This window comes from Streptomyces griseus (genome assembly GCF_900460065.1).
Lineage (GTDB): Bacteria > Actinomycetota > Actinomycetes > Streptomycetales > Streptomycetaceae > Streptomyces > Streptomyces griseus.
The window spans coordinates 97,560-110,378 of sequence record NZ_UAVD01000001.1 but is presented as its reverse complement, the minus strand read 5'-3'; the positions used below and the strand labels follow the sequence as shown (position 1 = coordinate 110,378).

Sequence of the window (12,819 nt, the reverse complement as noted above, 5' to 3'; positions counted from 1 at the left end):
GCCGCCCGCGGCCGGCCCGGCCCTCTACCGCCTCAGGAGGGCCGTCCTGTCCGCCCACTGGTCCACGCTCCAGGTCAGCGGCAGGGGCGCGTCGCGGAGGTGTTGTGCGGTCCGAGCCCGCCGTCGGTGGTCCGAGCCGACCCTCGGCTCAGAACTTCTCCACCTTCGCGCCCTCGGGCACCTCGTAGCATCCGGACGTCACCGTGATTCCCAGGCTGGGCTTCGCCCGGTCGCGGTACTGGACGATCCAGACGCTGGCCTTCTCGCTCTCGTTGTCCGCGACCAGGTTGAGGTTCTCGTTCTCGCTGTTGTCCCGGTACTCCTTCTTCAGCACCCAGCCGCCGGTGTTCAGCCTCTTCTTGAGATTCTCCATCGCCACGTCGGAGTCGGCGGCGGAACCGGGCTGGAAATTCCACGGGTGGAACACACGGAAGAACCTCTCCGGGTCCTTCCCCGCGCACTCCCTGACCCCGGGGCCCGGTTCGGACGCCTTACCGGGCACGCCGGCGTACTGGTAGATCTTGCTGGAGACGGCTTCGAGGGCGTCCGCCGCCTCGTCGGTCGTGGCGACGCCCGCGTACGGCACACCGGTCGAGGCGTCGTCGGAGCCGGCGGATCCCTCGCCGGGCGAGTTGGGGCTGTCGGAGTCGTTCATGCCACATCCACTGAGGAGGAGAGCGGTCAGGACGAGGGCGGTGGAGACACGGCCCCGGGGGGAGCGGTGCGCGGGGGCGCCGCACTCGGTGGTACGCGGAGGTCGGAACAACGGAGATCCTCGGTCGGGTGCGGGAACGCCCGCACGTGCGCGGTGGGTGGCGAGGGAGCGGTGAGCGGTCACTCGGGCTTCGTGACGTCGCCGTACTCACCGACGACGACGAGCGCCTGGTTCTTCAACGCCGTCGAGGACTCGTCCCAGTAGCCGCTGTGCCCTTCCACCCCCTTGGTGCCGCCCGGCCCCTCGCCGCCCTCGGCACCGGTGTTCATCTGGTTGGCGCCGAAGACCTCGTCGCTGGGGATGAGGAAGACGCCTCCGCCCAGTCTCCACTGGCTTCCGCCGTGGCCCCAGCGGCCGATGTCGGGAACCTTGTCACCGTCCGCCTCCTGGTTCCACACGTGCCCCTTCGGGACGTCCATCTCCTCGGCGGACCCGACCTTGACGCCCGGGCTCCCCGCGAGGATCACGTCATCGGCGTTGAGGTCGCCCTTCTCCGCCGCCGCCCCGATCAGGGTGGTGCCGTAGCTGTGCCCGACGGCCGTGCGGTGCGGTTCGCCGGGACCGCTGTGCGACGCTTCGAGGCCGTCCATGAACTGCCGGTACGCGGGCGCCCCGTCGTAGGCGTAGTGCTCGAAGGGCGCGTCCTTCACGACGTCCTGCGGCGCGTCGTAGCCGAGCCAGGTGATGGTGGAGACGTTGGCTCCCGGAGCCGCTTCCTGGGTCTGGCGCCACAGCTGCGTCATCCGGTCGATGTCTCCCTCGACCTTGCCGAGGTTCGCTGTCGTGCCGGGCACGTACACCGCTTGGTGCTCGGCCGTGTCCGGATTGCCGGTGGCCACGATGGCCCGGCCGTTGCCCTCGGCGCTGAACCCGAGCAGATACGCCTCCGGCAGCCCCCGCTCGCCGGTCTGGTCGAACCGGGCCCGCAGGGAGTTCATCCCCTTGAGCGATGTCTCCAACTGCCGGTACTGGTCCCCGTGCTTCCTGTCCCACTCCATCCACTCGTCGGTGTGGACCTTCGACGGGTAGCCGCCCGCGGTGATCCACGTCCACTCGTTGGCAGGGGGCTTGGGGATGCCGTTCAGCTGGAGTTGCGCGACGGCCTGCGTCTCGTCGAGCACGACCCGGTTCGCCTCGTCCCTGATGTCGGAGGGGAGACCGTCGAGCCTGCCCACAAGAGCGGGGTCGAGCGACAGATACGCCTCCCGCTCCTCCGGAGCGAGGCCCGCCCACCATGCGGCGTTCGCCTTCGGGGTCCCGTCCTTCGGCGGCCCGCCGATCTCGTCCAGGTACGCCTTGCCCGCGTCCCGCACGCCCTCCATGTCGGACCGCGTGTCCTTCCAGTCGGCGTCCGAGACGGTGAGGTCGTCGTCCGCCGTCAGGGCACGGACCTTGGGCGCCCACTTCCCGTCCGCCTCCGTGGCGTCCCTGAGCGCGGCGGCGATCCGGTCGGCGATCTCCTGGGCGGCCGCGGCGTGCGGGTTGGGGTTGATGTTCGCCGCCTGGCGGCCGACCGCCTGCGCGGTGGGATCGGTCGCCCCGTTGGTGGAGCCGCCCTCGGGGGGCAGCTCGACGCCGTTCTTCGGCTCGGCCGCCGGGTAGCTGACGCTCCCGTCCGGGCCGACGGGGAACTTCCGGGCCGCCGCGTCGTCGAGCGCCGCCAGCAGCTTCTTGCGGGCCGCTTCCATGTCGTACGCGAACCCGTTCAGGGCGGCGCTCACCAGGCCGCACTGGACCTGGGTGTAGTGGAATGCCGCCGCGACCCGCTTCAGTTCCGCGATGGCCGCGTCGGCTGCCTCGCCCCGCAGGGACGTGCGGATCCCGGCGATGACGACGTTCTCCAGATGGTCCTTGGCCTCGGCCGCCATGTCGCCGGTGGAGCGGTATCCGTCGGCCGCCTCCTCCCACTCGGACGGCTCGAGCTGCTTGAGCGTCGTGAGGTTCACGGCCCCGTCACCGCCCCGTGTCCCGGCCGCCGACGGCGGCGGTGTCGGCGTGCGCCGTCCTGATGCTGTTCAGCTCCGCTTTCACGGCCTCGTCGGTCGTCAGCAGGTCGTGCCCGGTCTTTTCCAGGACGCCCTTGACGCTGTCACAGCGCTTGCCGAGCGCCTTGACGTAGCGGTCCCACGAAGCGTGCACCGTTGTCTGGGCCCCCGCGGTCAGACAGCCCTCTCCCGCGCCGAGGCCCTTCTGCCCGTCCTGGAGCTTGCCCACGGCCCGGTCGATGTTCTCCCGCAGTGACCCGACGCCCGCGCCGGCGTCGTTCCACGCCTTCCTGGTGGACTTCACCCCGCCGGTGACGCCACTCGTGGCCGGACCGGACCCGTCACCCGCCGGGTACTGGTTGAGCCGCATCCCGACGTCCTGCCGCTGGGAGGCGTCCTGCTTCAGCCGCTCCCATTCGTCCCATGCCACAAGCGTTCCCCCTTGCTCGGCAGTCACCGGTGGGCAACGTACCAAGCAGATGCGTACGACCTGTGGAGAGGCGGATCGCCCCGCGTCAGCGGCCCTTCGCCGTCTCTCCCGCCGGCCGCCGGTCCACGATCCGGGCCGTCGCGTCCGCGTCGAGGTGGGCGGTGCCCTCCTCGCCGGTCACGGTGACGCGGATCCGGGGGCCGGCAGCCGTGCCCGCGCCGGGCGTCACGTCGATCCGCCAGCTTTCCGGGGCGCGGACGCCCAGGGTCGTGCGGGCCTCGTGGACCAGGGCGGGGAAGAGTTCGTAGGGGAGCATCTGGAGGTGCAGCGTCTCGCCGGGCGGGCGGGCGGAGTCGCCGCGGATCTCCATGCGGCGTTCCTGGATGACGATCGCGGTGACCTCCGAGGCGCCCGCCTTGGCCTCCAGCTCCGTGGCCGTCTGCCGCATCCGGCCCAGCACCAGGAGCGAGGAGGAGGGGCCAGAGACGGTGGTGGACGTGGTGAACGTCCGGGAGGAGGAGGCGGAGGAGGTGACGGACGGCTGCCGCGGCGAGGCCCCGGAACCGTCCTCGGTCGTGAACAGGTCCGCCCGGAACAGGAGCACCACCAGTGCCGCGCCCGCGAGGAACGTGACGAGCACCAGCACGCACCAGGAGCCCTCGCTCGGACCCGGGTTCACCACCCGTGTGGACTCGGGCGCGGAGTCGATCTCCGCCTCCTCGGCCCGGCGGGTCCACTCCGGGGTCGGGCGGGTGACGATCCGCACGTCCCAGGGCTCGTCCGGGCGGTACTCCACGACGGCGATGGAGCGCGGCCGGTAGACGGGGAGGTCGACCAGGTTGATGTGCTGGTCGATCTTCACCCGGTACGCCGGCCGGCCGTCCTCCGGCTCCGGCGCCACCGTCAGCCGGAACCTCACCGGTACGTCGGCCGTTTCGCCGCTCGTCGCCCGCAGGTCCTCGATCCGGGCGAGGGCGGTCCGGGTGGCCGGCGGCTCACCGGGGCCCGGGGACCGCCGGCCGGCGACGAAGCCGATCAGGACCAGGAGGACCAGGACTCCGCCGCCGGAGAGGAAGACCGGGACCCGCTCCAGGATCACGCCGACCACGAGGGCCGCGACCGCCGCCCCGGCCGCCCCCGATGTGACCGTCAGGCGTAGCCCGGCGAGGATGCCGCGTACGACCGAACGCCCTTGCGCAGCCGACCTGTTGGCCTCCGCGGCCTCCTGCTGTCCGGCCGGCCCCTGCCCCGTTGTCCCCATGCCCGTGATTGTGCCGGGCGGGGGCGGTCCGGGGCAGGGGCCGGCGGAAGAAGGCGGAAGAAATACGACGGGGTCAGTCCTCGCCCTCCAGGTTGCCCTCCGTCTCCAGGTACACCTGGCGCAGCGCGTCCAGCACCGCCGGGTCGGGCTTGGCCCACATGCCGCGCGACTCGGCCTCCAGGAGGCGTTCCGCGATGCCGTGCAGGGCCCAGGGGTTGGCCTCCTGGAGGAACTGCTTGTTCTCCGGGTCGAGGACGTACGTCTCGGTGAGCTTGTCGTACATCCAGTCGGCGACGACGCCGGTCGTGGCGTCGTACCCGAAGAGGTAGTCGACGGTGGCCGCCAGCTCGAACGCGCCCTTGTAGCCGTGGCGGCGCATGGCCTCGATCCACTTGGGGTTGACGACGCGGGCGCGGAAGACGCGGGACGTCTCCTCGACCAGGGTGCGCGTGCGGACGGTCTCGGGGCGGGTGGAGTCGCCGATGTACGCCTCCGGGGCGCTGCCCTTGAGCGCGCGCACGGTGGCCACCATGCCGCCGTGGTACTGGAAGTAGTCGTCCGAGTCCGCGATGTCGTGCTCGCGGGTGTCGGTGTTCTTCGCGGCGACCTCGATGCGCTTGTAGGCGCTCTCCATCTCCTCGCGGGCCGGGCGGCCGTCCAGCTCACGGCCGTAGGCGTAGCCGCCCCAGACCGTGTAGACCTCGGCGAGGTCGGCGTCGGTACGCCAGTCGCGGGAGTCGATGAGCTGGAGGAGGCCGGCGCCGTACGTGCCGGGGCGGGAGCCGAAAATGCGGGTGGTGGCCCGCCGTTCGTCGCCGTGCTCCGCCAGGTCGGCCTGGGTGTGCGCCCGTACGTAGTTGCGCTCGGCCGGCTCGTCGAGCGAGGCGGCCAGCCGTACGGCGTCGTCGAGCAGCCCGACCGTGTGCGGGAACGCGTCGCGGAAGAAGCCCGAGATGCGGAGCGTGACGTCGATGCGGGGGCGGCCCAACTCCTCGTACGGGATGGGCTCCAGGCCCGTGACCCGCCGCGAGGCGTCGTCCCAGACGGGGCGGATGCCGAGCAGCGCGAACGCCTCGGCGATGTCGTCGCCCGCCGTGCGCATCGCGCTGGTGCCCCAGAGGGAGAGGCCGACCGAGGTGGGCCAGTCGCCGTTGTCGGTGCGGTAGCGGGTCAACAACGATTCCGCCAGGGCCTGGCCCGTCTCCCAGGCCAGCTTGGACGGGACTGCCTTCGGGTCCACCGAGTAGAAGTTGCGGCCCGTGGGGAGCACGTTGACCAGGCCGCGGAGCGGGGAGCCGGACGGGCCCGCGGGGACGAAGCCGCCGTTCAACGCGTGCACGGCGTGGGTGAGTTCGTCGGTCGTGGCCGCCATGCGCGGGACGACCTCGGTGGCCGCGAAGGTGAGGATGTCGGCCACCGCGTCCGGGAGGCCCGCGGCGACCCCGGCCACGGCCTCCGGGTTCCAGTCCGCGTCGTCCATCGCCTGGACCAGGGCGCGCGCCTGCTCCTCTATCTCGTCGGCGGCGGTGCGGGTGGCCGCCGATTCGTCGAGGCCGAGCGCCTCGCGCAGGCCGGGGAGGGATGCCGTGCCGCCCCAGATCTGGCGGGCGCGGAGCACCGCGAGGACCAGGTTGACCCGGTCGTTCCCGGCGGGCGGGTTGCCCAGGACGTGCAGGCCGTCGCGGATCTGGACGTCCTTGATCTCGCAGAGCCAGCCGTCGAGATGCATGATGAAGTCGTCGAAGCCCTCGTCCTCCGGGCGGTCCGCCACCCCGAGGTCGTGGTCGAGCTTCGCGGCCTGGATCAGCGTCCAGATCTGCGCGCGGATCGCGGGCAGCTTCGCCGGGTCCATGGCGGCGATCTGGGCGTGCTCGTCGAGCAGTTGCTCCAGGCGGGCGATGTCGCCGTAGCTGTCGGCGCGGGCCATCGGCGGGACGAGGTGGTCGATCAGCGTGGCGTGGACGCGGCGCTTGGCCTGCGTACCCTCGCCCGGGTCGTTCACCAGGAACGGGTAGACGAGGGGGAGGTCGCCGAGGGCGGCGTCGGGGCCGCAGGCGGCGGAGAGGCCCGCGTTCTTGCCGGGCAGCCACTCCAGGTTGCCGTGCTTGCCCAGGTGGATCATGGCGTCCGCGCCGAAACCGTTGTCCTCGGCGGCGGCGGCGATCCAGCGGTAGGCGGCCAAGTAGTGGTGGGACGGCGGGAGATCGGGGTCGTGGTAGATCGCGATCGGGTTCTCGCCGAAGCCGCGCGGCGGCTGGATGAGGATGAGGAGGTTGCCGCGCCGCAGGGCCGCGAGGACGATGTCGCCCTCCGGGTTGGCGGACCGGTCGACGAACATCTCGCCGGGCGCCGGGCCCCAGTGCTCCTCCACCGGCTCCCGCAGCTCCTGGGGGAGCTCGGCGAACCAGCGGCGGTAGTCGGCGGCCGGGATGCGGACGGGGTTCTTCGCCAGCTGCTCCTCGGTGAGCCACTCCTGGTCGTGGCCGCCCGCGTCGATCAGGGCGTAGATCAGCTCGTCGCCGTCGCCGGAGACCAGCCCCGGGATGTCGGCCTCCGGGCCGAAGTCGTACCCCTCGGCGCGCAGCCGGCGCAGCAGGGCGACGGCGCTGGCGGGGGTGTCGAGGCCGACCGCGTTCCCGATGCGGGAGTGCTTGGTCGGGTAGGCGGAGAGCACGAGCGCGATCTTCTTCTGCGCGTTCGGGATGTTCCGCAGCTTCGCGTGCCGTACGGCGATCCCGGCGACCCGGGCCGCGCGCTCGGCGTCGGCGACGTACGCCGGGAGCCCGTCCTCGTCGATCTCCTTGAAGGAGAAGGGGACGGTGATCAGGCGGCCGTCGAACTCCGGCACCGCGATCTGGGTGGCCGCGTCCAGCGGGGAGACGCCCTCGTCGTTCTCCTCCCAGGCGCTGCGCGGGCTGGTGAGGCAGAGCGCCTGGAGGATCGGCACGTCGAGCTGGGTGAGCGCGCCCGCGTCCCACGACTCGTCGTCGCCGCCGGCCGAGGCCTCGGCGGGCTTGGTGCCGCCCGCCGCGAGGACGGTGGTGACGATGGCGTCGGCGGTGCGGAGTTCGTCGATCAGCTCGGTCTCCGGGGTGCGGAGCGAGGCGACGTACAGCGGGAGCGGGCGGCCCCCGGCGTCCTCGACCGCCGTGCACAGCGCGTCGACGAACGCGGTGTTCCCGCTCATGTGGTGGGCGCGGTAGTAGAGGACGGCGACCGTCGGGGCGCCCTCGGCGACCTCCCGGGCCTCCCGTTCCAGCGGGCCCCACGCGGGGGCCGGGGCGGGCGGCTCGAAGCCGTGGCCGGTCAGGAGCACGGTGTCGGAGAGGAACCGGGCCAGCTGCTCCAGGTTGGCGGGCCCGCCGTGCGCGAGGTAGGCGTGTGCCTCGGCGGCGATGCCGATCGGCACGGTGGAGGCGGCCATCAGCTGGGCGTCGGGGGCCTGCTCACCGGTCAGCACGACGACCGGGCGGCCGGTGGCCAGCACCGCGTCGAGCCCCTCCTGCCAGGCCCGTACGCCGCCGAGGAGGCGCACGACGACGAGGTCGACGCCGTCCAGCAGCTCCGGCAGTCCGCCGAGGTCGACGCGGGAGGGGTTGGCGTAGCGGTAGCTGACGGGTCCCTCGGAAGCGCGGGCGCTCAGGAGGTCGGTGTCGGACGTCGACAGGAGCAGGATCATGCTGCGTCAGGCCTTCCTCGGGGTGTCCACGCCCCGGGCGGGTGTCGGAGGGTCTCTCCGGGCGGTCCGGTGGCTACCGGGCGCTCGAAGAAGGGAGTTCCTGACTCGTCCGGCAGCCGGTGGTGGCGGCGGCCGGACTCACAGTGGCGGGACCGCGCCGGAATCTCACCGGGCTTCCTCCCCTGTCGCCGTCTGGCGATGGCGGCCTGAACGGACCACCGTCTGCATCCTAAGCGGCGGGGGTGGGGACGGGGCAGGGGGCGTGGGTGCGGTGGTGATCACTGTTTGCGGGGCGGTGAGGTGAGCCGCCGGGATTCCCCGCGCCGCAGGTCGGAGTGCGGGGCCGGGGCTCTCTCCCGCGTCGCGTCGCCGGGGGCCGGAGCCCGGTCCCACCCGCCGCGGCGTGGCGGTCCGGGCCCCTGTCCCGCAGGTCACAGCGGCGGGCCCCTCGCCGGGACCGGCCCGGTCGGTATGCTCGCCGCCATGCCCGATTCCGCCCCCTCGCCCCTTTCCGCGGGCGGCCCGGCCCTCCGCGGCGGCGGCGACGCCTGCCCGGGGACGCTGCGGCTGCACCGGGCCGACGACGGTGCGCTGGCCCGGGTCCGGGTGCCCGGCGGAGTGCTGAGCGCGGACCGGGCGGACGCGCTGCTCGCCGCGGCCGAACGGTTCGGGGACGGTGAGCTGCATCTCACCTCGCGGGGAAACGTCCAGCTGCGCGGCCTCGACGCGGCGTGCGGCGGCGCTCTCGCCGAGCTGCTCACCGCCGCCGGGCTGCTGCCGTCCGCCGCGCACGAGCGGGCCCGCAACATCGTGGCCTCACCGCTCGCCGGTCTCGACGGATCACCCGCGCTCAGCGGCTGGTTGTCCGAACTGGACGGCCTGGTCTGCGGATCGGCCGCCGCCGCGTCGCTCTCCGGCCGCTTCCTGTTCGCCCTGGACGACGGCCGCGGTGACGTGGACGCGCTGGGCGCGGACGTGACCCTGATCGCGGCGGGCGACGGCTGCCTCCTGCGGATCGGGGCCGAGGACGAGGTGTTCCGGATACCGGCCGGAGACGGCCCGCGCGCCGCGCTCCTGGCCGCCGGGACGTTCCTGCGGGCCGCCCGGGATTCGGGTGCGTGGCGCGTGAAGGACCTGCCCGACGAGGTGAGGGCCGCGGTGGGCGCCGACGTGCGGGCCGAGCTGGTCCGGACCGCCGGGGCGGCGGGTCCGGCCGTCCGCCGCCCCCGCCCGCGTACGGCGGCTCCGCCCGCCCCGGGCCCGCACGGTTCCCCGGACGCGATCAGCGTCGACGTGCCCCTCGGGCGGCTCACCCCCGCCCAGTGGCGGCTGCTCACCAAAACGGCCCGCCGGCACGGCGACGAGCTGCGGCTCACCCCGTGGCGCGGGATCGTCGTCCCCGGGGCGTTCCGGCGGCCAAAGGACGCGGCGGACGCGCTCGGCGCGCTGGCGGCGGCCGGGCTGATCACCGCCCCCGACTCCCCGTGGGCCGGGGTCGGCGCGTGCATCGGCCACCCCGGCTGCGCGAAGTCCCTGTCCGACGTACGGGCCGAAGCGGGGGCCGCCGTCGGACCGGTCGGGCGGCTCCCTGTGTACTGGTCCGGCTGCGAACGCCGCTGCGGCCACCCCCACGGGGAGTGGATCGACGTGGTGGCCACCCCCGACGGGCACCGGGTCGCGCACGTACGGGGCGAACACCGTGACCCCCGGGCGGCGGTCCGGAACGACCCGGCGGAACTCGCCGCGGCGGTGGCCGCGGCCCGCGCCTGAGCCCGCTCCCCCAGCTTCCCCTCCCCCAGCAACCGGCAGAAGAAAGCGACAGCACTGTGCACCAGTACGAGAAGGACGGACCGGCGATCTACCGCCAGTCCTTCGCCACCATCCGCGCGGAGGCGGATCTCGCCGGGCTGCCCGCCGACGTCAGCCAGGTCGCCGTCCGGATGATCCACGCCTGCGGCATGGTCGATCTCGTGCGCGACCTCGCCTTCTCGCCGAACGCCGTGGCCGACGCCCGCGCCGCCCTGCGCGCCGGCGCACCGATCCTCTGCGACGTGGCGATGGTGGCCAGCGGGGTCACCCGCAAGCGGCTGCCCGCGGACAACGACGTGGTGTGCACGCTGTCCGACCCGTCCGTGCCGGAGCTGGCCGCGAAGATGGGGACGACGCGCAGCGCCGCGGCCCTGGAGCTGTGGCGGGACCGGATGGAGGGGGCGGTGGTCGCGGTCGGCAACGCCCCGACGGCCCTGTTCCGGCTGCTGGAGATGATCGAGGAGGGCGCCCCGCGCCCGGCCGCCGTGATCGGCGTCCCGGTCGGCTTCGTCGGCGCGATGGAGTCCAAGGAGGCGCTGGCCGAGCACCCCTCGGGCCTGGAACACCTGATCGTCCGGGGCCGGCGCGGCGGCAGCGCGATAGCGGCGGCGGCGCTCAACGCCATCGCGAGCGAGGAAGAGTAGTGATGAGCGAGTCCAGCGGCGGCACGGGCCGTCTCTACGGGGTCGGGCTCGGCCCCGGCGACCCGGACCTGATGACGCTGCGGGCCGTCCGGGCCATCGGCGACGCCGACGTGATCGCCTACCACAGCGCCCGGCACGGCCGCTCGATCGCGCGCTCCATCGCCGCCGCCCACCTGCGGCCCGACCACATCGAGGAGGCCCTGGTCTACCCCGTCACGACGGAGACCACGGACCACCCGGGCGGTTACCGGGGCGCGCTGGAGGAGTTCTACGAGGAGGCCGCGGCCCGCCTCGCGACGCACCTGGACGCGGGCCGCACGGTGGCGGTGCTCGCCGAGGGCGACCCGATGTTCTACGGCTCCTACATGCACATGCACAAGCGGCTGGCCGACCGCTACCCCACCGAGGTCATCCCGGGTGTCACCTCCGTGAGTGCTGCCGCCGCCCGGCTCGGCACCCCCCTCGTCGAGGGCGAGGAGATCCTCACGATCCTGCCCGGCACCCTCCCGGAGGAGGAGCTGACGGCCCGTCTCGCCGCGACGGACACGGCGGTGGTGATGAAGCTGGGGCGGACGTTCCCGGCGGTGCGCGGGGCGTTCGAGGCGTCGGGGAGGCTGCCGGAGGCGCGGTACGTGGAGCGGGCGACGATGGCCGGGGAGCGCACCGGCGACCTGGCGGACATCGACCCGGAGTCGGTGCCGTACTTCTCGGTGGCGGTGCTGCCGAGCCGGGTCGACGCACCGCGCCCCGCCCCGTCGGCGTCCGGGGAGGTCGTCGTGGTCGGCACCGGCCCGGCGGGCCCGCTGTGGCTGACGCCGGAGACCCGCGGAGCCCTCGCCGCCGCCGACGCCGTGATCGGCTACACGACCTATCTGGACCGGGTGCCGGTCCGGCCCGGCCAGGCGCGGCACGGCTCGGACAACAAGGTGGAGTCGGAGCGGGCGGAGTTCGCCCTGGACCTGGCCCGACGGGGCCACCGGGTCGCGGTGGTCTCGGGCGGCGACCCCGGGGTCTTCGCGATGGCGACGGCGGTCCTGGAGGTGGCCTCGCAGGACGCCTACGCGGACGTCCCCGTCCGGGTGCTGCCCGGCGTCACCGCGGCCAACGCCGCCGCCGCCCGCGCGGGCGCGCCGCTCGGCCACGACTACGCCACGATCTCCCTCTCGGACCGGCTCAAGCCGTGGGAGGTCATCGCGGAGCGCCTGCGCGCGGCGGCCTCGGCGGACCTGGTGCTGGCCCTGTACAACCCGGGCTCCCGGTCCCGTACGTGGCAGGTCGGCAAGGCCCGCGACCTGCTCCTGGAGCACCGCTCGCCGGACACGCCGGTGGTGCTGGCGCGCGATGTGGGCGGCCCGGCGGAGAGCGTGCGCACGGTGCGGCTGGCCGACGTCGACCCGGCGGAGGTGGACATGCGGACGCTGCTGATCGTCGGCTCGTCGCAGACGCGGTGGGTGCGGCGGGGCGAGGACGGCGGCCGGGGCATCGTCTGGACGCCGCGCCGCTACCCGGAGGCGTAGAGCCGGCGGACCCGGCGGGCGGCCTCGTCGGGCGTACGGGCCACCGGCACCCCTTGCGGTACCGGTGGCCGCCGGACGACCACGACGGGGATCCCGGCCTCGCGGGCGGCGGTGAGCTTGGGGGCGGTGGCGTCCCCGCCGCTGTCCTTGGTGACGAGGACGTCGATGCGGTGACGCCGCAGGAGCTCCCGCTCGCCGTCGAGGTCGAACGGCCCCCGGTCCAGCAGCACCTCCATCCGGGCCGGGCAGGGCGGCTCGGGAGCGTCGACGGACCGCACGAGGAACCACAGCGCGTCCGTGCCCGCTCCCGCGAAGGCGGCGAGCCCCATCCGCCCGGTGGTGAGGAAGACCCGCTCGCCGAGTGCGGGGAGAAGCCCGGCGGCCTCCTCCAGCGATCCGGCGGAGTGCCAGCGGTCACCGTCCTGGGCGACCCAGCCGGGCCGGCGGAGGGCGAGGAGGGGAACATGGGCCAGGGCGGCGGCCTCGGCCGCGTTCCGGCTCATGGTCGCGGCGAAGGGGTGGGTGGCGTCGACGAGGACGTCCACACCGTGCTCACGCATCCAGGCGGCGAGCCCCTCGGGGCCTCCGAACCCGCCGACGCGGACCTCACCCGGCGGCAACCGGGGGGCGGCGACGCGGCCGGCGAGCGAGGTGGTGACCCGGAAGCGGAGGGGGAAGCCCGGGGCGGGAGCGGCGAGGTTCTCGGCCAGCCGGCGCGCTTCGGTCGTGCCCCCCAGGACGAGAACATGCACAAGCGGCACAGGCATCGGAACGGACTC

At 73.9% G+C, this 12,819-nt stretch carries 9 protein-coding genes and 1 riboswitch; of the genes, 3 read left to right on the top strand and 6 right to left on the bottom strand.

Translation table 11 applies throughout. From position 1 onward, the window contains the following. Positions 1-148: 148 nt before the first annotated feature. From DTB53_RS00455 to cobN, 5 genes are all read right to left on the bottom strand, one after another. Positions 149-655: a hypothetical protein gene (locus tag DTB53_RS00455; protein ID WP_012380170.1), complete on the bottom strand. Its 507-nt coding sequence runs from the start codon at positions 653-655 to the stop codon at positions 149-151. A gap of 179 nt (positions 656-834) precedes the next feature. Beyond that, positions 835-2,661 (bottom strand): alpha/beta hydrolase, encoded by a 1,827-nt coding sequence (locus DTB53_RS00450; protein ID WP_012380169.1) that lies wholly within the window; start codon positions 2,659-2,661, stop codon positions 835-837. Between the two features lie 7 nt (positions 2,662-2,668). Next, positions 2,669-3,130, bottom strand: a complete 462-nt coding sequence (locus DTB53_RS00445; protein WP_012380168.1) for a hypothetical protein — start codon at positions 3,128-3,130, stop codon at positions 2,669-2,671. A gap of 85 nt (positions 3,131-3,215) precedes the next feature. Further along, positions 3,216-4,391 carry a hypothetical protein gene (locus tag DTB53_RS00440; RefSeq protein ID WP_012380167.1) on the bottom strand — a complete coding sequence of 392 codons (1,176 nt, stop codon included), beginning with the start codon at positions 4,389-4,391 and terminating at the stop codon, positions 3,216-3,218. A gap of 73 nt (positions 4,392-4,464) precedes the next feature. Beyond that, positions 4,465-8,070: a cobaltochelatase subunit CobN gene (gene cobN / locus DTB53_RS00435; protein ID WP_012380166.1), complete on the bottom strand. Its 3,606-nt coding sequence runs from the start codon at positions 8,068-8,070 to the stop codon at positions 4,465-4,467. 94 nt (positions 8,071-8,164) lie between these two features. Further along, positions 8,165-8,250: riboswitch (cobalamin riboswitch) on the bottom strand. Between the two features lie 291 nt (positions 8,251-8,541). Between cobN and DTB53_RS00430 the strand changes: the two genes are divergently transcribed. Genes DTB53_RS00430 through DTB53_RS00420 form a run of 3 tightly spaced genes read left to right on the top strand, consistent with a single transcriptional unit; the run spans position 8,542 to position 12,040 of the window. After that, positions 8,542-9,840, top strand: a complete 1,299-nt coding sequence (locus tag DTB53_RS00430; protein WP_012380165.1) for a ferredoxin-like domain-containing protein — start codon at positions 8,542-8,544, stop codon at positions 9,838-9,840. Between the two features lie 56 nt (positions 9,841-9,896). After that, the gene (locus DTB53_RS00425; protein WP_003968006.1) at positions 9,897-10,523 is read left to right on the top strand and encodes a precorrin-8X methylmutase; all 627 of its coding nucleotides are present in this window, start codon (positions 9,897-9,899) and stop codon (positions 10,521-10,523) included. 2 nt (positions 10,524-10,525) lie between these two features. After that, positions 10,526-12,040, top strand: a complete 1,515-nt coding sequence (locus DTB53_RS00420) for a precorrin-2 C(20)-methyltransferase (protein WP_012380164.1) — start codon at positions 10,526-10,528, stop codon at positions 12,038-12,040. Here the strand turns inward: DTB53_RS00420 and DTB53_RS00415 are convergent. Next, the gene (locus tag DTB53_RS00415) at positions 12,025-12,807 is read right to left on the bottom strand and encodes a cobalt-precorrin-6A reductase (RefSeq protein ID WP_012380163.1); all 783 of its coding nucleotides are present in this window, start codon (positions 12,805-12,807) and stop codon (positions 12,025-12,027) included. The genes DTB53_RS00420 and DTB53_RS00415 overlap by 16 nt on opposite strands. Positions 12,808-12,819: the final 12 nt, after the last annotated feature.